Source organism: Bacillus sp. FJAT-27916 (genome assembly GCF_001183965.1).
GTDB lineage: Bacteria > Bacillota > Bacilli > Bacillales > Pradoshiaceae > Pradoshia.
In genome coordinates this window covers 104,912-125,017 of record NZ_LFZV01000001.1, presented here as the reverse complement: position 1 = coordinate 125,017, position 20,106 = coordinate 104,912, and the positions used below count along the sequence as shown (strand labels likewise).

Here is a 20,106-nt window from a genome sequence, read left to right as displayed (position 1 = left end):
CCTCACCACTGATGGTTAGTTGAACCAATCGGGCTTTTACGGATAATTGCTGCCTCTTAAGCTTCTCGATTTCCTCATGCTTTTTTTACTGTCCGTTAAAGCGGGATACAGTGAAACGTCCATCTGCGGTGTCCTCACCACTGAGAGTTAGTTGAACCAATCGGGCTTTTACGGATAATTGCTGCCTCTTAAGCTTCTCGATTTCCTCATGCTTTTTTTCCGTTAAAGCGGGACAAAAAAACACCCTCTCATCATGAAGGTGTTTAACTGATTTTATTCACATATACCGCCATCAAGCGGGGTTGGTACAGCCTCTTTCTTGCCAGGCACTTCATGGTGGTGACGGCATCTAGGCTCATAGGACTCGGATGCGCCAACCAAAATGATTGGATCGTCATATCCTGCCGGTCTCTCGTCGATAAGACGCTGCGTACGGCTGGCTGGTGATCCGCATACAGAGCAGACAGCCTGAAGCTTGGTCACTTGTTCCGCAAGACACATCAGCTGCGGCATCGGTCCAAACGGCTCACCGCGGAAGTCTTGGTCAAGACCAGCTAAGATGACACGATAGCCGCTGTCAGCCAAGTGCTGAGCAACCTCGACAATCTCGTCATCGAAGAATTGGACTTCATCAATGGCAATTAAATCTGTTTCCATATCAATATGTTCAAAGATTTTTGATGAATGCGTAATGGATTTCGCTATAACAGATGATCCATTGTGGGAAACGACCGCCTCCTCACTGTAACGATTATCAATAGCGGGTTTAAATACAGCGATGGATTGCTTAGCGAATACCGCTCTCCTCACCCTTCTGATCAGTTCTTCAGATTTGCCGGAAAACATGCTGCCGCAAATTAGTTCCATCCAGCCCGTTTGTTTCATTTCGTACATGCGATGGTGTCTCCCTTCCTTCACTCATACTCGATCAATTCATCATAAGAATAATGTTTACCACTGTATCCTATTATATCATGACTAAAAATCCTTAAAAATGTATAATTACGATTCTTGCTTAAATTCCAAAATGGACCATATTCATATGGAAATGGGCCCAATAAAAAACAGGCAAGCGGCTAGCCCGCTGCCTGTTCCTAGTAAAATCATTATTATTGTTGTTGTTGAGATTTGAATCCGTACTTCTTGTTGAAACGTTCAACACGTCCATCAGCAGAAGCGAATTTTTGACGTCCAGTGTAGAATGGGTGGCACTCAGAGCAAACCTCTACGCGCACTTCTTCTTTAACGGAGCCAGTTTCAAATTCATTACCACAAGCACATTTAACCATGGCTTTTTTGTAATTAGGGTGAATTCCTGCTTTCATCTTTTCCACTCCTTCCGCCCTGAGTCTTTCGAAACAGAGTTATAAGGTGCCTTTTCACACAAGTGAAGTGCACTTAAAACAGTATAACAGACATACTTTTATAAATCAACAAATCGCCTCTGTTTTATTTAGAGGATTCTTTTGTTGTTCGTTGATTTCTTCATTTCCTCATCGAGGTAGTCAAAGAACTCTTGATTTGTCTTAGTTTGCTTCAATTTACGCAATAAACGCTCGGCAAAGTCTGGCATATCGGACATCGTTTTGCGGATTGCCCATAGCTTCTCGAGATGATCCTTTGGAATGATGAGCTCTTCTTTCCGTGTGCCGGAGCGGCGGATATCGATTGCTGGGAAGATTCTTCTCTCCGCAAGCGAACGATCAAGATGAAGCTCCATATTCCCTGTTCCTTTGAATTCCTCATAGATAACATCATCCATACGTGAGCCAGTATCCACGAGTGCTGTTGCCAGAATCGTCAAGCTTCCGCCCTCCTCAATATTACGGGCCGCGCCGAAGAAACGCTTCGGACGGTGGAAGGCTGCCGGGTCAATCCCTCCGGAAAGGGTTCTTCCGCTTGGCGGGATGACCAGGTTATAGGCTCTCGCTAGTCTCGTGATACTGTCCATTAGGATAATCACGTCACGTTTATGCTCAACAAGACGCATCGCTCTCTCTAATACGAGTTCAGCCACCTTAATATGATTCTCTGGCACTTCATCAAAGGTAGAGCTGACGACATCCCCTTGTACGGAACGTTCGATATCTGTTACCTCTTCTGGACGCTCATCAATCAGGAGGACAATTAATTCCGCCTCCGGATGATTCGTTGTGATTGCATTAGCAATCTCTTTCAGGAGCATTGTTTTACCAGCCTTTGGCGGTGCAACAATCAAGCCCCTTTGACCGAATCCAACTGGAGAGATAATATCCATGACACGTGTTGACATATTGCGAGGCGTTGTCTCAAGAACGACCTGACGATCTGGGTAGAGCGGTGTAAGAGCCGGGAAATGGACGCGCTCCTTCGCTGATTCAGGATTATCACCATTGACTGCCTCCACATGAAGCAGGCCGTAATAGCGTTCATTTTCCTTAGGCGGACGCACCTTACCAGATACCTTGTCCCCATTTCGAAGATCGAAACGGCGAATTTGGGAAGCAGATATATAAATATCCTCGCTGCTCGGAGAATAATTGATTGGGCGCAGGAAGCCAAAGCCCTCAGAAGGAATGATTTCAAGGACACCTTCCATAAATAAATAACCGTCCCGCTCTGCTTGCGCCTTTAAAATGGCAAAAATAAGCTCTTTCTTCGTCAACTTACTGTAATAGGATACTTTATATTTCTTTGCTTGTTCATATAGTTCTTTCAGTTTTAAATTCTCTAAATCGGAAATCGTTAATTCCATTATGACACCACACTTTAAAATAAGTTGTATTTGTATTGCTTGTGATTGATTAAATGATACTTGGATAGGAAATCAAGAAGAAAAGAATCAGAAGGTATTAGAAGCAGTTGTGGTATAATTGTACACCTTTACATTGCGTTAATATTCTTTACAATAGCGAAACATACCTAATTGTACTCGGTTTTCATGCATACTTCAACTTTGAGTGTTCTTCTATGAAATTCACACAACTACCGCAATATTCTCAATATAACACAATTTCAAAAATATTATAACAAATCCCCCAGTTTATTTATCTGGAGGATTTGCCTGAAATTCACCAAACTACGGTTTGATGACCAGATTTGGTTTTTTCTTCAAGCTATGTTTGCCATCGATGAAGCGGACTGTTCCTGACTTCGCTCTCATAACGATGGAGTGTGTGTGACCATAATTATTGCTCTTGAATTGAACGCCTCGCAGCAATTCGCCGTCTGTTACGCCTGTAGCAGCGAATATGGCGTCATCTCCGCGGACAAGGTCTTCCATAAGGAGAATCTTGTTGACGTCAATGCCCATATTCAAGCAACGCTCTTGCTCGGCTTCACTTTGCGGGATAAGCTTGCCTTGGATTTCGCCTCCGAGACATTTGAGGGCTACAGCAGCAAGCACACCTTCTGGGGCTCCGCCTGAACCGAATAAAATATCTACACCTGTATTATCAAAGGCTGTATTGATTGCCCCTGCCACATCACCATCATTAATTAACTTAATGCGGGCGCCGGCTTCTCTCAGCTGGTGAATGATATGCTCGTGACGTTCACGGTTTAAGACAGTGGCAACAATGTCCTCGATATCTTTATTCTTGGCTTTGGCTACGGCTTTCAGGTTGTCAATGATTGGGGCGTTAATGTCAATTTGACCAACCGCCTCAGGTCCAACCGCAATCTTGTCCATATACATGTCAGGCGCATGCAGCAAATTCCCATGGTCTGCCACAGCCAGTACAGCCAAGGCATTCCAGCCGCCTGATGCGACGATGTTCGTTCCTTCAAGCGGGTCAACAGCTACGTCTACACGCTGGCCGTATCCCGTCCCTAATTTCTCGCCGATATAGAGCATTGGGGCCTCGTCCATTTCACCTTCACCAATGACGACCGTCCCTTTCATCGGAACCGTATCAAATACATCCCGCATAGCGCTTGTTGCGGCATCATCCGCTTCATCCTTCTTGCCGCGTCCCATCCATCTTGCAGATGCCAAGGCTGCGGCCTCGGTAACCCTAACCAATTCCATCGATAAGCTTCTTTCCATTCCTGCTTCCCCCGATTCTTTTTGGCTTACGAATTCTTCAGCTGTTCAATCTCTCGTTCTGTTAATCCTTCTCTCCAAATCGTCGCTCCAAGCCCGGAAAGCTTGTCTACGATAAAACTATAACCGCGGTCTATATGTTCTACGCCGGTTATCTCTGTTACACCTTCTGCCAGAAGCCCTGCCGCAATTAAAGCTGCTCCAGCCCGCAGATCGCTTGCCTTCACCTTCGCGCCAGTCAATTTAACCGGTCCATTCACGATTGCTGAACGACCCTCTACCTTAATATCGGCATTCATTCTCCGCAACTCATCAATATGCTTAAAACGTGCCCCATAGATGGTGTCAGTGACAACCGCTGAACCGCTCGCTTTTGTTAAAAGAGCCGTGAAAGGCTGCTGCAGATCAGTCGGAAAACCTGGGTAAACCAATGTCTTTATGTCGACTGCCTTCAATTTATCTGTCTTCGGAATGTAGATTTGATCATCCCGCTCTTCAATGACGACGCCCATTTCCCTCATCTTAGCGATAAGAGATTCCAGATGCTGAGGAATCACATTATCAATGAGAACGCCATCTCCGGCTGCCGCCGCAATGATCATGTATGTGCCTGCCTCAATCCGGTCTGGAATAATGGTATGACGGCATCCGTGCAGCTCTTCTACACCCTCGATGCGAATCACATCCGTTCCAGCTCCCTTGATCCGTGCGCCCATATTGGTTAAAAGGGTAGCCACATCAATGATTTCCGGCTCTTTGGCGGCATTCTCAATAATCGTTTTCCCTTTTGCCAAAACGGCTGCAAGCATAATATTAATCGTCGCCCCAACACTGACGACATCCAAATAAATGCGGGCACCGCGAAGCTCATCCGCACGCAGGTAAATAGCTCCCTGCTCATTGGTTACTTGTGCACCAAGCGCCTCAAATCCTTTAATATGCTGGTCAATGGGCCTTGGACCGAGGTAACATCCGCCGGGAAGCCCAATGACAGCCTTCTTGAATTTGCCGAGCATTGCGCCCATCAAGTAGTAGGAAGCCCGCAGCTGCTTAACACGCCCGTTTGGCAAAGGCATCGGAATCATCTTAGAAGGGTCCACTGTCATTTCGTTATTCTCAAGGGTAACCTTGCCGCCAATCTCTTCAAGCAATCCTTTGAGCATTTCCACGTCAGAGATCTCAGGCAGTCCCTCAATCGTAACCGATGAACCCGCCAAAATAGTCGCCGGGATCAAAGCCACAGCGCTATTCTTGGCACCACTTATGCGAACTTCCCCTTTTAACGGGTATCCACCCGCTATTTTCAGCTTTTCCATAATTACTCCCTTCAGCGCCACATGTTGGTCAATCTGCTCATACGTGTTGGCGAGAATAAGGTATTTCTTTGAATCAATCCCCTGTAAGAATCCTTGCATCTTACTATTTTACACAATTTCCCATATATAATGTATATCTTTTGGAAATTATTGTCCTTCTCTTCCTTGCCAATCTTTCAAGAAGCCTTCAATTCCTTTATCAGTCAATGGATGCTTGCATAATTGCAGGATGACCTTATATGGAATCGTCGCAATATGCGCACCGCGCAAGGCTGCCTGTGTCACGTGCTGCGGGTGACGGATGCTTGCCGCAATGATTTCAGAATCAATATCATGAATGGCGAAGATCTCCGCAATTTCAGAAATCAAATCCAGCCCATTTTGGCCAATGTCATCAAGTCTTCCAATGAACGGAGACACATAGGTTGCACCAGCACGTGCAGCTAAAAGTGCTTGATTGGCATTAAAGATGAGCGTGACATTCGTTTTGATGCCCTCATCTGTCAAAGCACGAACGGCTTTCAATCCGTCCGGAGTCATTGGAACCTTCACCGTAATATTTGGAGCGATTTTCGCAAGTTCTTTCCCTTCGCGAATCATTTCCTCTGCATCCAGTGAAATAACCTCTGCACTGACAGAACCGGGAACTAGTGCCGTAATCTCGCGGAGGCGGTCATGAAAGGATACACCTTTTTCTTTAGCCACTAATGATGGATTTGTTGTTACACCAGCAAGCACGCCTAATGCATGCGCTTCCTTTATTTCATCTAAATTAGCTGTATCGATAAAAAACTTCATCCTTTTCTTCCTCCCGTAATATGAGTTTTGGTCTGCTTATATTGTGGCACTGTTCACCCTATTAGAGCAAATAATTATACCCCCATTTTTCCAAAAATTATTTTAACTCAAAAAAAAGATGCTCTCTACGAAAAGAGAGCATCTCTTGATATATGGAAAAATTAAGCTTTTCCGTTAGAACCGAATTCGCGGATTTTGCCAACAACTGTTTCTTTGATAGCTTCGCGTCCTGGTCCGATGAATTTACGTGGATCGTAAACTTCTTTGTCAGCGTCAAGCACTTCGCGAACGCGTTTTGCGAATGCAATTTGGTTCTCAGTGTTAACGTTGATTTTAGAAGTACCTAAAGAGATAGATTTTTTGATATCTGCTTCAGGGATACCAGTACCACCGTGTAGTACTAATGGCATGTTAGTAAGGTTTTTGATTTCTTCCATTTCAGCGAAGCCAAGGTTTGGTTCACCTTTGTAAGGACCATGTACAGAACCAAGTGCTGGAGCTAGGCAGTCGATGCCAGTTTTCTCAACAAGTTCTTTACATTCTTGAGCATCAGCATAGATTACGCCGTCAGCAACAACGTCGTCTTCTTGTCCGCCGACAGTTCCAAGTTCTGCTTCAACAGAAACTCCGTTAGCGTGAGCGTAGTCAACAACCTTTTTAGTTGTTTCAACGTTCTCTTCGAATGGATGGTGAGAAGCATCGATCATAACAGATGTGAAACCTGCATCGATTGCCGCTTTACATTTATCGAAAGAAGAACCGTGGTCAAGGTGAATAGCAACAGGAACAGTGATGTTCATGTCTTCTAAAAGACCTTTAACCATCATTACAACGGTTTTGAATCCGCCCATATGACGAGCAGCACCCTCAGATACACCAAGGATAACTGGTGATTTTTCTTCTTCTGCAGCAGCTAGGATAGCTTGAGTCCACTCAAGGTTGTTGATGTTGAATTGACCAACTGCATATTTACCTTCCAATGCTTTGTTAAGCATTTCTGTCATTGAAACTAAAGGCATGTTTTTTCCTCCTTGTTAATAATAAGAGAACTTAAAAAGTTGTCTCTTATCATTTTCCCAAACGGGTCGATATGTATTCCTTATCTGAGAAAAGACCTCAGAAAAGAAGCCACATATAGCATACCAAAATTGTGAAGAAAGTATCAATAATGAAGACACATTTCCTCCTAACTGTCATAATTTACTACTAGAAGGTGCTTTTTGACAGCTTTTCGAATATCATCAATGTCAAATGGCTTGGCAAAATGAGTCAATGCTCCCAGGCTGAGTGCCTCCTGAATCATATCCAGCTCTCCATAGGCTGTCATAATCAGTACACGGATATCTTTATCCGCCTGCTTCATCCTCTTCAAGATTTCGATGCCGTCCATGCCTGGAATCTTCATATCAAGCAGGACAAGATCCGGGTCCTCTTGCTTTTGGAGGACAAGTGCCTGCTCCCCATTTGCAGCCAGGAAAGTCTGGTAGCCCTCTTGCTGCAATACTTCATTCAATAGTATCCTGATTCCGAACTGATCATCCACGATGAGTATTTTTTTATCGTTCATATTCTTCACAGCTCCTTCTAAAACCGCTAACCTGTATACCATTTCTATATATATCTTCTATCTTAAAGCCAAAAAACCCTTTAAAATCCATAAATTGGATAACAAAAATCGTATTCTCTTCTTAATCTATCATGAAAGCTTTGACAAGTTCATGAGATTCGCATACTGTATCTACTAGATATAGGCACATTCCCTAAAAAAATTGAACAGGAGCTGATTTCAGATGCTAAAGATTTTCCTGACACAATTAACAGGTGTATATAAAAAAATCGAGCAAGATGAGCAAGATACTATTGAGGATGCTGCACGCTTACTTGCCCAGGCTCTTGCAGCAAAAGGACAAGTCTACATCCACGGCTTCAAGGAAATGGAGGGCATTGTCGCTCAAGCCATTAACGGACCTGAACCATTGAAGGGCATGAAGAAGCTGTACAGCGGACAATACATGGTCCAAGCCGAGCAGCGCGACCGCGCCATTATCTTCGCCCGTTCAGCGACTGAAAAGGAAGCCGTCGCCTTGGCTGAATCTCTGCGCGGCCAGCACGTCCCATTCGTCGCCGTTTCTCAAGGTGTAACAGCTGAAGAAGAAGGCAAGCCAAACCTAGCTGAGATCGCAGATGTACACATTGACATCAAGGCTACGCGCGGTCTTGTACCAAATGAAGACGGCACAAGAAGCGGCCTTCCAACCCTTGCCGCCGCCCTCTTCGCCTACCAAGGAATCATCCTGGCAGTGGATGAAATACTGCGGGAGTATGAAGAAGAATAAGGTGTTATGAATGAAAAGACACGGACATGTTTGCCTGTTTGATGGGCGCGTGGCCGTGCCTTTTTTATTTATTGGAACGAGGAGCGGATTTGTGCGATCTTTTGTACGTGGTTCGCCCTTATCTCTGCGGGTTCGCCCTTACGAGGATTGTTTCGCCCTTACCTATTTATTTCCGCCCATAGCCCTTTGATTTCGCCCATACACGCCTATCTTCGCCCATAAAATTTGCGGTTCGCCGTTAACCGATTTTCGTCCTTAAATCTCGTATTCAGTAAATTTTCATTCAAAAGGCCTGAAAATAAAAACAGGAGAACACTCAAATCGTGTTCTCCTGCCATTCTTTTCTTATTTCTCTGCCAATGACGCTTTGACGAAGTCGCGGAATAGCGGCTGCGGGCGTGTTGGTCTTGAGATGAATTCTGGGTGGAATTGGGATGCGACGAACCAAGGGTGATCCTTCAGCTCGACAATCTCTACAAGGCGTCCATCCGGGCTTGTACCTGAGAAGATGAAGCCTTTCTTCTCCATGTCTTCACGGTAGTGATTGTTGAATTCATAACGGTGACGGTGACGTTCGTAAACCACTTCTTCTTTGTATGCTTCGGCTGTTTTTGTGCCTGGTGTTACTTTACATGGATATAGGCCAAGACGAAGTGTTCCGCCGAGGTCCTCTACATCCTTTTGTTCAGGAAGCAAGTCGATGATTGGGTTTGTTGTTTCTGGGTTGATCTCAGAAGAGTTCGCATCAGTCAAACCGAGGACGTTACGCGCGAATTCGATGGATGCAAGCTGCATGCCTAGGCAGATGCCAAGGAATGGTTTTTTGTGCGTTCTTGCATATTCGATTGCAACGATTTTCCCTTCGATTCCACGGTCTCCGAATCCGCCAGGAACAAGAACACCTTCTACATCACCTAGAAGCTCTTCTACGTTTTCTTTTGTTACATCCTCAGAGTTGATCCATTTCACTTTCACGTCTGCATCGAATGTGTAGCCAGCGTGTTTAAGGGATTCAACTACAGAAATGTAGGCATCTTGAAGCTCTACATATTTACCGACAAGACCGATTGTAACGGTTTTGGAAAGATGCGTCACTTTCTCCACAAGCTCTTTCCATTCTGTCATGTCCGCATCTGGTGTTTGAAGTTTTAAGTGATTGCAGACGATTTGGTCCATGTTTTGGTCTTGAAGCATCAAAGGCACCTTGTAAAGAGTGTCTGCATCCGGGCACTCGATAACGGCGTTTTTGTCGATGTCACAGAATAGGGCAAGCTTGTCCTTCATATCTTGAGAAATCGGCATTTCTGTACGCACGACGATGATGTTTGGCTGAATGCCAAGGCTGCGCAATTCTTTTACACTGTGCTGAGTTGGCTTTGTTTTCATTTCGCCAGCCGCTTTTAAGTAAGGAATTAACGTACAGTGAATGTACAATACATTGTCAGAGCCGATATCGCTCTTAATTTGACGAATCGCTTCAAGGAATGGAAGGGATTCAATATCTCCAACTGTTCCGCCGATCTCTGTGATTACGACATCTGCGTTCGTGTCATGACCGGCTTTCATGATGCGTTCTTTGATTTCATTCGTGATATGCGGGATAACTTGGACCGTTCCGCCAAGATAGTCGCCGCGGCGCTCTTTTTTCAAGACATGGGAATAGATCTTCCCAGTTGTTACGTTAGAGAGCTTGGAAAGGTTGATATCGATGAAGCGCTCATAGTGACCAAGGTCTAGGTCTGTTTCTGCGCCGTCATCCGTTACGAATACCTCTCCGTGCTGATAAGGGCTCATTGTCCCTGGGTCCACGTTGATGTATGGGTCGAATTTTTGAATTGTTACTTTTAACCCTCTATTTTTCAATAAGCGACCTAGAGAAGCGGCTGTGATTCCTTTCCCTAGGGAGGAAACTACTCCTCCGGTAACAAAAATATATTTTGTCATAAAAAAATCCTCCTATCATTTCTAAACATTGCGCACGGATAATCATCTATTTCAATCTTACTTTTCGTTAAAATTAACCGACGTATCCATAAAAAATAAAAAACGCCCCCTTGCGAACAAGGGAGCGTTAATCGCTATAATTAGTTCCTTCATGTTTAAAGGAGCCCAGATAATATTCTACAAAGATTGACACTTGAAGTCAAGGTTGATGTTTATCGATTTTCTTCCTCTTCTTCGAAGTCCTCTTCTTCGTCTTCTTCAATAACGAATTTATCTTTAATGATTTCTTCGTCATCTTCAATCAGGTCGTCATCATCTTCATCGAAATCGTCGTCGATTAAGTCTTCGTCTTCTTCCTCTTCATCATCAAAATCATCGATATCGTCGAAGTCTAAATCTTCATCTTCATCGATAACATCGAAGTCATCAAGATCTTCATCCTCGACAACCTTCTTGCCTTTTTTCTTCTTCACTTTAGAGGCAGGAACAGTTTCTTCTTCTACTTGCTCAACTGGATACCAGCCTTTTAAGCCCCAGCGGTTATCGCCGATGCTGATGAAGCGGCCGTCCACGTTCAGGTCCGTATAGAACTGGCCAATTTTATCTGCCACTTCCTCATCAGACAATCCAAGCATTTGCTGGATTTCATCCATCATCACTTTAAAGTCTATAGCTTCTTTCTTTTCTATAAGTAATAAGTTTGCAATTTCAATGAGGGCCATTTCACGAATATCTTCCATAGACATCTTGGCTAAAGTCATTGTTCGCACATCCTTTCTATCAAATCAACATCAAAACACCCAATTATGCATATCCCATTATAACCAAACGGCTTATCATAATGCCACTTTATTTTACTTCTTGTCTCTAATTCCTTGCTTCCAATGCTGATATGCCTTGAATGCGAGGAAGATGGAGATAAGCAAGCAGCCGACCGCCCCAAGCGAATGGTCATAAAGAATCCGGAACAGCCAGAGGAATGCAAAAAGGATGAGCATGCTGCCTATTCTGCGCCGCATATCCATCATTTAACCCTCCTGTTCTCCATTATGACCCGCTTTTATGTAACTTATAAGGAAGATGACAGTTTTATCCTATCACACAAATGGAAAGGAGGGGGTCATAATTAATTGAATATTTTCAAGATGTAAAGAAAAGCGCGGAAGAAACCCTCCGCGCTAACTCTTTGGATTACATGTTCCTGCGATATTGTCCCCCAACTTCGTATAAAGCATGTGTTATCTGTCCGAGACTTGCTACCTGAACCGTCTCCATAAGTTGTTCAAAAATATTCTCTCCGCTGACTGCCGCTTCCTTTAAGCGTTCAAGCGCTTCACCCGATTCATTCTCGTGCTTCTTCTGAAAGGCCTCAAGATTTCGGATTTGATGGTCTTTTTCCTCCTTTGTCGCACGGGCCAGCTGCATACTATTGACCTCTTCCTCGCTTGGAGGATTCGGGTTCAGGTACGTATTCACGCCGATGATTGGGAGCTCGCCATTATGCTTCTTCGTCTCATAGTACATGGATTCATCCTGGATCTTGCCGCGCTGGTACTGCATTTCCATTGCACCGAGAACACCGCCGCGGTCATTGATCCGTTCAAATTCCTGCAAAACGGCTTCTTCTACAAGATCAGTGAGCTCATCAATAATATAGGCGCCTTGAAGGGAATTCTCATTCTTCATCAACCCGAATTCCTTCGTGATGATCATTTGAATGGCCATTGCCCTGCGCACAGATTCCTCCGTCGGGGTCGTAATCGCTTCATCATAAGCATTCGTGTGCAAGGAGTTGCAATTATCCTGAAGAGCGATAAGGGCCTGGAGCGTTGTCCGGATGTCATTAAAGTCAATCTCCTGCGCATGCAAGGAGCGTCCAGAGGTTTGAATATGATATTTCAACTTCTGGCTCCGCTCATTTGCCCCATATTTCTCCTTCATGACAATCGCCCAAATTCGGCGCGCCACCCGTCCTAAAACGGTGTATTCCGGGTCCAGGCCATTCGAGAAGAAGAATGATAGATTCGGAGCAAACTCATCAATCTTCATTCCTCGGCTCAAGTAATACTCGACATAGGTAAAACCATTGGAGAGCGTGAAGGCAAGCTGGGATATCGGATTGGCGCCTGCTTCTGCGATATGATACCCAGAAATAGAGACAGAATAATAGTTCCTAACTTGATTCTGCACAAAGTATTCCTGAATATCCCCCATCATTTTCAGGGCGAATTCCGTTGAGAAGATGCAGGTGTTCTGACCTTGATCTTCCTTCAAAATATCTGCTTGAACGGTACCGCGCACAACCTGGAGGGTGTTACTTCTTACGCTTGCTGCCTCTTCCTCAGTGAGCGCACGGCCGAGCTCCTGCTCCTTCTTCTCTAATTGCTGGTCAATGGCTGTATTCATGAACATCGCGAGGATAATCGGCGCCGGACCATTGATGGTCATGGATACGGATGTACTTGGCGCGCATAAATCAAAGCCTGCATAAAGCTTTTTCATATCATCGAGCGTACAAACGCTGACGCCGCTCTCCCCAACCTTTCCATAAATATCCGGCCGGATATGTGGATCTTCACCGTATAATGTAACCGAATCAAAGGCTGTGCTCAGACGCTTCGCCTCATCATCCTTCGAAAGATAATGGAAGCGGCGATTCGTTCTCTCTGGAGAGCCTTCTCCTGCAAATTGACGTTTCGGGTCCTCTTCCTTCCGTTTGAACGGGAATACGCCTGCCGTGAATGGGAACTTGCCCGGTACGTTTTCCCTTCTTACCCAGCGCACAATCTCGCCATAATCCTTGAATTTCGGCAGGGCAACCTTCGGGATGGTCAGGCCACTTAAAGAGATGGTCTTCAGCTCTGTACGGATTTCCCGGCCGCGTACCTGTGTTACAAGCTCATCCTGGCTGTATGCCTCTCTTTGAGCTTCCCAGCCTTCAATGATCTCGACTGTTTCCGGTTCAAGCTCCTGCTTGGTCTTCTCCTTTAGCTTTTGCAGTGTTTCGGCTGGTTCTCCGTTCTCCTCCAAAGCCTCGATTGTCCCTTCAATCTGGAAGAGCTTGCGGGCAGCCTTCTCCTGCTTAGTGGTGCGCGCATGATACGAACGAACGGCATCGGCGAGCTCACGCAAATAGTATTGGCGGTCTGGCGGAATGATTGTATGCTGCTTTTCTGTCTTCGCATCCTTGCTATAACGTGTCCGGTAATCTGTACCCGTATGCTTTGCCATTGCCTCAACCAAGGCTGCGAATAAAGCATTTGTGCCTTCGTCATTGAACTGGCTCGCAATCGTTCCATACACCGGCAGCTCTGCCAGGTCGCGGTCAAAGAGATTGCGGCTGCGCTGGTATTGCTTTTGCACCTGACGCAGAGCATCCTGTGACCCTTTTCGTTCAAATTTATTGATAACAATGAAATCAGCATAGTCAATCATGTCAATCTTCTCAAGCTGTGTCGGTGCCCCAAATTCGCTTGTCATTACATACATCGAGATATCACAGACCTCTGTGATGGCTGCATCTCCTTGGCCGATTCCGCTCGTTTCAACAATGACGGCATCATAGCCGGCTGCCTTCACGACGGCAATCGCATCCTTAATAGAAGTAGAGAGCTCTGAGCGGGAATCCCTTGTCGCCAGACTTCTCATATACACATTCGGGTGAAAAATCGCATTCATGCGAATTCTGTCCCCGAGCAGGGCCCCGCCTGTTTTTTGCTTCGTCGGATCAATTGATAAAATGGCCAAGCGGTGATTCGGAAGCTCCCGGATAAAGCGGCGAATTAATTCATCTGTGAGTGAGCTTTTCCCTGCTCCGCCTGTACCTGTTATTCCGATAACCGGAATCGTGCTGGCCTCCTTGGCAAGCTTCTCTATGACAGGTTCTACTGCTGCAGCCTCTTCTGACCTCCACAGTTTATTCTCTGCCATCGTAATCGCGCGTGCTACTGCTAGAGGCTTCTCAGGGCTGAGCGTCTCCGCTGAAATTGTCTCTAATGGCGGAAGCGGGTAATCGCATTCCTTGATTAGAACTTCCATCATGCCCTCTAGGCCTAGCTCTCGTCCATCATCCGGCGAGAAAAGACGGGCAATCCCATATTCATGAAGCTCCTTAATCTCACGTGGGATAATGACTCCTCCCCCGCCGCCATAAATGCGGATATGCGGTGCTCCTCTTTCCTTCAATAAATCATACATATATTTAAAGTACTCCATATGACCGCCTTGGTAGGAGGATACAGCAATTCCTTGTACATCCTCTTCGATGGCCGCGCTCACAACCTCCTCTACTGAGCGGTTATGCCCAAGGTGAATGACCTCTGCTCCCTTTGCCTGAAGAATTCTCCTCATAATATTCACGCTGACATCATGTCCGTCAAACAGACTAGATGCCGTAACAAAGCGAATATGATTCTTCGGTTTATACTCGTTGCTCATAACGTTCCCCCTCTATCGAACTATGTTGGCTCCCTCCGTAATCCCCTTTAACAGCAAATCCGTTTGTGAGTCGATATAATCCTCAATCGTAAAATTCTTCCCGATTGCCCAGCGTCTGAACGCCCACATCTGTCCATGGACAATGATGTTATGGGCAAGTAAATATGTCTGATCTGCTCGGAGCTCAATTTCCTCATTCTCCAGGCAGGCGACAATCAATTTCTCAAACATGCGTGCCATTTCGATTTCCTTATTGAGCACATAAGGCAAGGCCGTCTTGTTTAAAGACTTAGCCTCCTGATACATGACTAATACTTCATCCTGCATTTCATCACAGATGCGAAAGTAATAGGAAATGCCAAGGCGCAGGCCTTCTAGCGTCCCCTCGCTTAATTCGAGCGCCTTTTGCAGCCGCTCCTTCACTTCCTCATAAATATTGTCGCAAACGAGATAGAGGATATCGTCCTTGGACCGGATATATTCGTATAATGTGCCGATGCTGAACCCTGCTGCTCTTGCAATCTCCCTTGTTGTGGTCCGGTGGTACCCTTTCTCAATAAATAAGGCGACCGCTCCCTTGATCATCTCGTCGCGCCGTTTCTTTACAAGCTTCTCGTCCTTGACAGATGCTTGCACCTCTATTTTCTTCAAGATCCCCCACCGCCTTTTTTAAAAGGGTTTCCTCCCGGTTTTTTCCCGGGAGGAATTGTCATGACCTCATCTTACTTCGTCAACATACGGGAAATGACAAGACGCTGTATTTCCTGTGTTCCCTCATAGATTTGGGTGATTTTCGCATCACGCATGAACCGTTCAACCGGGTAATCCTTCGTATAACCATAACCGCCGAAAATTTGCACAGCATCAGTTGTCACGCGCATGGCAGCATCTCCTGCGAATAATTTCGACATCGCCGATTCTTTCCCATACGGAAGACCTTTAGACTCAAGCCATGCTGCCTGATAAGTCAAAAGACGTGCAGCCTCCACGCTTGTCGCCATGTCAGCCAGTTTGAAGCCAACCCCTTGCTGGGCACTGATTGGCTTGCCAAACTGAACACGTTCCTTCGCATAGTCTGTTGCCGCATCAAGAGCACCTTGTGCGATTCCGACTGCCTGTGCAGCAATACCATTACGTCCGCCATCAAGCGTCATCATCGCAATCTTGAAGCCTTCTCCCTCTTCACCAAGACGATTTTCCATTGGTACGCGGCATTCTTCAAAGATTATTTCCGTTGTCGGAGAGGAACGAATACCAAGTTTCTTTTCCTTCTTGCCGACGCTGAAGCCTTTGAAATCCTTCTCAACGATAAAGGCAGTCGTGCCCCTTTGTTTTTTCTCCGGGTCCGTGAGGGCGAAGACAACGTATGTATCTGCAATCCCGCCATTTGTGATAAAGATCTTCGACCCGTTCAGGATGTAATCATCCCCATCACGGCGTGCCGTTGTTCTCATCGCACCAGAGTCAGAGCCGGAGCCTGGCTCGGTCAAGCCGTATGCGCCAATCTTCTCGCCTGTTGCCAAAGGTCGAAGGTAACGCTGTTTTTGCTCCTCCGTACCAAATTTATAGATTGGCCAGCTTGCCAGTGATGTATGAGCGGATAAGGTTACCCCTGTTGATGCACACACACGGGAAAGCTCCTCAACAGCAATGCAATAAGCGACATAGTCGCTGCCGATTCCGCCGTACTCCTCCGGCCATGGAATCCCTGTCAGGCCAAGCTCAGCCATCTTATCAAACAGCTCTTTATCAAAGCGTTCTTCCTCATCGCGTTCTGCAGCGGTCGGAGCCACTTCATTCTTGGCGAAATCGCGTACCATCTTGCGGATCATCTCATGCTCTTCTGACAATTGAAAATTCATCTTCCATCCCCCAAATCTATCAATTTACTAATTGCTTACTGATGACTATTCGCTGTATTTCACTTGTTCCTTCATAAATCTCCGTTACCTTTGCATCGCGGAAATAGCGCTCGACTGGATACTCCTCTGTATAGCCGTATCCGCCAAATACTTGGATGGCCTCTGTCGTGACATCCATGGCAGTCCTTGATGCCATCAATTTCGCCATCGACGATTCCTTCGTGCAGGATAATCCATCACCTTTTAAGGAGGCTGCCTGATAGACGAGCAGCTTAGAAGCTTCAATCGCTGTCGCCATATCAGCAAGCTTAAAGCCGATTCCTTGCTGAGCACTGATTGGTTTGCCGAACTGCTGCCTCCCCATCGCATAACGTACAGCTTCTACGAAAGCACCTTCAGCGATTCCAAGCGCTTGAGCAGCAATGCCGATTCGGCCCGTGTTCAAGTTACTGAGTGCGATGGCTAGTCCCTGACCCTCAACCCCGAGCAGATTCTTCGCAGGAACCTTCATATCCTCAAAGGTGATTTGCACCGTACGCGAGCCATGAAGGCCCATTTTCTGCTCATCCTTGCCGATGATAAGGCCAGGTGTCCCCTTTTCCACGATAAAGGCAGAGATTCCTTTGCTTCCCTGCTCTGGTGCCGTTTGAGCGAAGACAATATACGTATCTGCCTCTCCTCCATTCGTGATGAAGATCTTGGAGCCATTGAGAATATACTCATCGCCTTGCTTAACGGCCTTCGATTTAAGCGACCCGGCATCTGAGCCTGCGCTCGGCTCCGTCAGGCAGAAGGCTCCCAGATATTCACCGCTGGCAAGCTTCGGAATATAGGCCTTCTTCTGCTCCTCTGTCCCATAAAAGAGGATGGGATTCGTACCGACAGAGGTATGAACACTCAGAATAACGCCGACTGTCGGACTTACCTTTGAGATCTCATGGATGGCGATAATATAGGATGTGAAGTCCATACCGGCACCGCCGTATTCTGCTGGAATGGGAATTCCCATTAGACCAAGCCCGCCCATTTTCTCAAGCACAGCGCTTGGAAATGCCCCTTTTTCCATCTCCGGTATAAATGGTGCAATCACTTCTTCTGCGAATTCCCGCACCATCTTTCTCATCATCTGCTGTTCTTCTGTAAATCTTAAGTCCATTCAAGCTGCCTCCCCATAGGCGTGATGCCTATTAGCTGTATTCATAAAACCCTCGGCCTGTCTTCTTCCCAAGCCAGCCGGCCTTCACATATTTGCGCAGAAGCGGACATGGACGGTATTTATCCTCACCAAGCCCTTCCTGAAGTGTCTCCATAATATAAAGACATGTATCAAGCCCGATGAAATCAGCGAGCTGAAGAGGTCCCATCGGATGATTCATCCCAAGCTTCATGACCTCATCAATCGCTTCCTTGGAGGCAACACCTTCATAAAGTGTGAAGATCGCCTCATTAATCATTGGCATGAGCACACGGTTAGAGATGAATCCTGGAAAGTCATTCACCTCAACAGGTACCTTTCCAAGGTCCTTTGCCATTGTTTCAATGGCGGTATATACCTCATCCTTCGTCGCTAGACCGCGGATGATTTCAACGAGCTTCATGACCGGAACCGGGTTCATGAAATGCATCCCGATGACCTGCTCCGGTCTGTTTGTTGCCGCTGCAATCTCTGTGATTGGCAAGGAAGAGGTATTCGTCGCCAAAATGGCCTCAGGCGGTGCTAGTTGATCGAGCTCAGCAAATAATTGCTTCTTGATCTCCATATTTTCCACAGCAGCTTCAATAACGACATTCACTTCCTTGGCATTTTGCAAATCAGTGGAAGGCTTAATTCGCTCAAGGATTGCAGCCTTCTCTTCATCTGAGAGACGTCCCTTATCAACAAGGCGCTGCACATTTTTCTCAATGCCTGAGCGGCCTCTGTTCACGAATTCCTCCTTCAAATCATGCAGAAATACATCATATCCAGCCGCCGCACATACCTGTGCGATTCCAGAGCCCATTTGGCCGGCCCCTATGACCATGACTTGTTTGATCTCCATTCTGAAAGCTCCCCCTTATTCCCCTTTTGGTACTTCAATCATGATTGCATCCCCTTGGCCGCCGCCGCTGCAGATGGAGGCAATGCCGATTCCGCCTCCGCGTCGCTTCAATTCATACATCAGCGTAAGGATAATTCTTGTACCGCTTGCCCCAATTGGGTGACCTAGCGCAACGGCTCCTCCATTGACATTGACCTTCTCTGCGTCTAAACCAGCAATCTTGCCGCTTGCAAGGGCAACCGCCGCAAACGCCTCATTCACTTCGAATAAATTAACCTCATCCAATGACCTGCCCGTTTTCTCCAACAGGGCATTAATAACAAGTCCTGGTGTTTTCGGGAAATCCTTTGCCTCAACGGCTACCTCCGCATGGCCGAGAATGACAGCCCCAATCTGGCGTCCTTCCTCACGGGCACGTTCTTCACTCATTAGGACGAGTGCCCCTGCCCCGTCATTAATGCCAGGTGCGTTACCGGCAGTGATGGTCCCGTCTGCACCAAAGGCAGGCTTCAGGCTGGCCAATCTTTCCGGAGTTGTATCCTTCCTTGGTGCCTCGTCAACAGAAATGACCCGTTCCCCCTTGCGTTCTTTAACCGTTACAGGCACAATCTCCTCTTCCAAGCGTCCAGCCTCCATCGCAGCAATGGCACGCTGATGACTTTGGTAAGCCCATTTATCCTGCTCTTCTCTCGTAAGCTCTAAATCTGTTGCTGTGCTATTGCCGTATGTCCCCATATGCACACCCGTGAAGCTGCAGGTCAGACCATCATGAACCATCATATCTACCACACGTCCATCTCCCATCCTCGCTCCCCAGCGTTCCTTCGGGAGAATGTATGGCGCATTGCTCATTGACTCCATTCCGCCGGCAACGATGACTTCCTCATCACCAAGGCGAATAATCTGGTCAGCCAGCGTTACACTTCTTAGTCCTGATGCACATACCTTATTAATCGTTTCCGTTTTCACTTCCCATGGCAGACCAGCTTCACGTGCTGCCTGGCGAGAAACTATTTGTCCTTGGCCCCCTTGAAGGACACACCCCATGATTACTTCATCAATTTCCTCTGCCTTGATGCCAGATCGTCCGATTGCTTCCTTAATGGCCATACCGCCTAGCTGCGAGGCCGTCAAACTGCTTAGTGACCCTCCGAATTTGCCAAAAGGTGTTCTTGCGCCGTCTAAAATAACCGTTTTTCTCATCTTTTCCCCTCCGATTATTGAATTTCTCCCATCCATGACTGAACGCTCGTTCGCTATGTAAGCGCTTTATTCTATCATACTATTATTTTACATAAAAAGGAAAGAAACGGAAATCCATACACGCTATTTCCCCCTAAATATAGGTGC

At 46.4% G+C, this 20,106-nt stretch carries 18 protein-coding genes; 1 reads left to right on the top strand and 17 read right to left on the bottom strand.

Features of this window, described 5'->3' with window-relative positions; genetic code table 11:
- Positions 1–273: 273 nt before the first annotated feature.
- From AC622_RS00580 to AC622_RS00545, 8 genes are all read right to left on the bottom strand, one after another.
- A complete protein-coding gene (locus AC622_RS00580) occupies positions 274–894 on the bottom strand; it encodes a thymidine kinase (protein ID WP_049669299.1) in 621 nt (206 codons plus the stop codon).
- 215 nt (positions 895–1,109) lie between these two features.
- Positions 1,110–1,325, bottom strand: a complete 216-nt coding sequence (gene rpmE, locus AC622_RS00575; protein WP_049669298.1) for a 50S ribosomal protein L31 — start codon at positions 1,323–1,325, stop codon at positions 1,110–1,112.
- A 128-nt stretch (positions 1,326–1,453) separates the two neighbouring features.
- Entirely contained in the window at positions 1,454–2,734 is a 1,281-nt protein-coding gene (rho, locus tag AC622_RS00570; RefSeq protein ID WP_049669297.1) for a transcription termination factor Rho, read from the bottom strand.
- Positions 2,735–3,058: 324 nt separating this feature from the next.
- Positions 3,059–4,027 carry a class II fructose-bisphosphatase gene (glpX, locus tag AC622_RS00565; RefSeq protein WP_049669296.1) on the bottom strand — a complete coding sequence of 323 codons (969 nt, stop codon included), beginning with the start codon at positions 4,025–4,027 and terminating at the stop codon, positions 3,059–3,061.
- A gap of 26 nt (positions 4,028–4,053) precedes the next feature.
- Positions 4,054–5,340: a UDP-N-acetylglucosamine 1-carboxyvinyltransferase gene (locus AC622_RS00560; protein ID WP_049672704.1), complete on the bottom strand. Its 1,287-nt coding sequence runs from the start codon at positions 5,338–5,340 to the stop codon at positions 4,054–4,056.
- A gap of 147 nt (positions 5,341–5,487) precedes the next feature.
- Entirely contained in the window at positions 5,488–6,138 is a 651-nt protein-coding gene (gene fsa, locus AC622_RS00555) for a fructose-6-phosphate aldolase (protein ID WP_049669295.1), read from the bottom strand.
- Between the two features lie 161 nt (positions 6,139–6,299).
- Complete coding sequence (locus AC622_RS00550) at positions 6,300–7,157, bottom strand: class II fructose-bisphosphate aldolase (protein ID WP_049669294.1); 858 nt, start codon at positions 7,155–7,157, stop codon at positions 6,300–6,302.
- 167 nt (positions 7,158–7,324) lie between these two features.
- Positions 7,325–7,705, bottom strand: a complete 381-nt coding sequence (locus AC622_RS00545; protein ID WP_049672703.1) for a response regulator — start codon at positions 7,703–7,705, stop codon at positions 7,325–7,327.
- A 223-nt stretch (positions 7,706–7,928) separates the two neighbouring features.
- On the opposite strand from AC622_RS00545, the gene AC622_RS00540 reads away from it, so the two are divergent.
- Positions 7,929–8,474, top strand: a complete 546-nt coding sequence (locus AC622_RS00540) for a DUF2529 family protein (RefSeq protein ID WP_049669293.1) — start codon at positions 7,929–7,931, stop codon at positions 8,472–8,474.
- 345 nt (positions 8,475–8,819) lie between these two features.
- Here AC622_RS00540 and AC622_RS00535 read toward each other — a convergent pair whose 3' ends face one another.
- From AC622_RS00535 to AC622_RS00500, 9 genes are all read right to left on the bottom strand, one after another.
- A complete protein-coding gene (locus tag AC622_RS00535; RefSeq protein ID WP_049669292.1) occupies positions 8,820–10,418 on the bottom strand; it encodes a CTP synthase in 1,599 nt (532 codons plus the stop codon).
- A 212-nt stretch (positions 10,419–10,630) separates the two neighbouring features.
- Positions 10,631–11,179 (bottom strand): DNA-directed RNA polymerase subunit delta, encoded by a 549-nt coding sequence (rpoE, locus tag AC622_RS00530; protein ID WP_049669291.1) that lies wholly within the window; start codon positions 11,177–11,179, stop codon positions 10,631–10,633.
- A gap of 93 nt (positions 11,180–11,272) precedes the next feature.
- On the bottom strand, positions 11,273–11,446 hold the full coding sequence (locus AC622_RS20875; protein ID WP_156185519.1) for a hypothetical protein: 174 nt from the start codon (positions 11,444–11,446) through the stop codon (positions 11,273–11,275).
- Between the two features lie 163 nt (positions 11,447–11,609).
- Positions 11,610–14,855: a fused isobutyryl-CoA mutase/GTPase IcmF gene (gene icmF / locus AC622_RS00525; protein WP_049669290.1), complete on the bottom strand. Its 3,246-nt coding sequence runs from the start codon at positions 14,853–14,855 to the stop codon at positions 11,610–11,612.
- 12 nt (positions 14,856–14,867) lie between these two features.
- Positions 14,868–15,506, bottom strand: a complete 639-nt coding sequence (locus tag AC622_RS00520) for a TetR/AcrR family transcriptional regulator (protein ID WP_049669289.1) — start codon at positions 15,504–15,506, stop codon at positions 14,868–14,870.
- Positions 15,507–15,577: 71 nt separating this feature from the next.
- Positions 15,578–16,717 (bottom strand): acyl-CoA dehydrogenase, encoded by a 1,140-nt coding sequence (locus AC622_RS00515; RefSeq protein WP_049669288.1) that lies wholly within the window; start codon positions 16,715–16,717, stop codon positions 15,578–15,580.
- A 19-nt stretch (positions 16,718–16,736) separates the two neighbouring features.
- Positions 16,737–17,873, bottom strand: a complete 1,137-nt coding sequence (locus AC622_RS00510) for an acyl-CoA dehydrogenase (protein WP_049669287.1) — start codon at positions 17,871–17,873, stop codon at positions 16,737–16,739.
- A gap of 31 nt (positions 17,874–17,904) precedes the next feature.
- Positions 17,905–18,756, bottom strand: a complete 852-nt coding sequence (locus tag AC622_RS00505) for a 3-hydroxybutyryl-CoA dehydrogenase (RefSeq protein WP_049669286.1) — start codon at positions 18,754–18,756, stop codon at positions 17,905–17,907.
- Between the two features lie 15 nt (positions 18,757–18,771).
- On the bottom strand, positions 18,772–19,959 hold the full coding sequence (locus tag AC622_RS00500) for an acetyl-CoA C-acetyltransferase (RefSeq protein ID WP_049669285.1): 1,188 nt from the start codon (positions 19,957–19,959) through the stop codon (positions 18,772–18,774).
- Between the last annotated feature and the right edge of the window lie 147 nt (positions 19,960–20,106).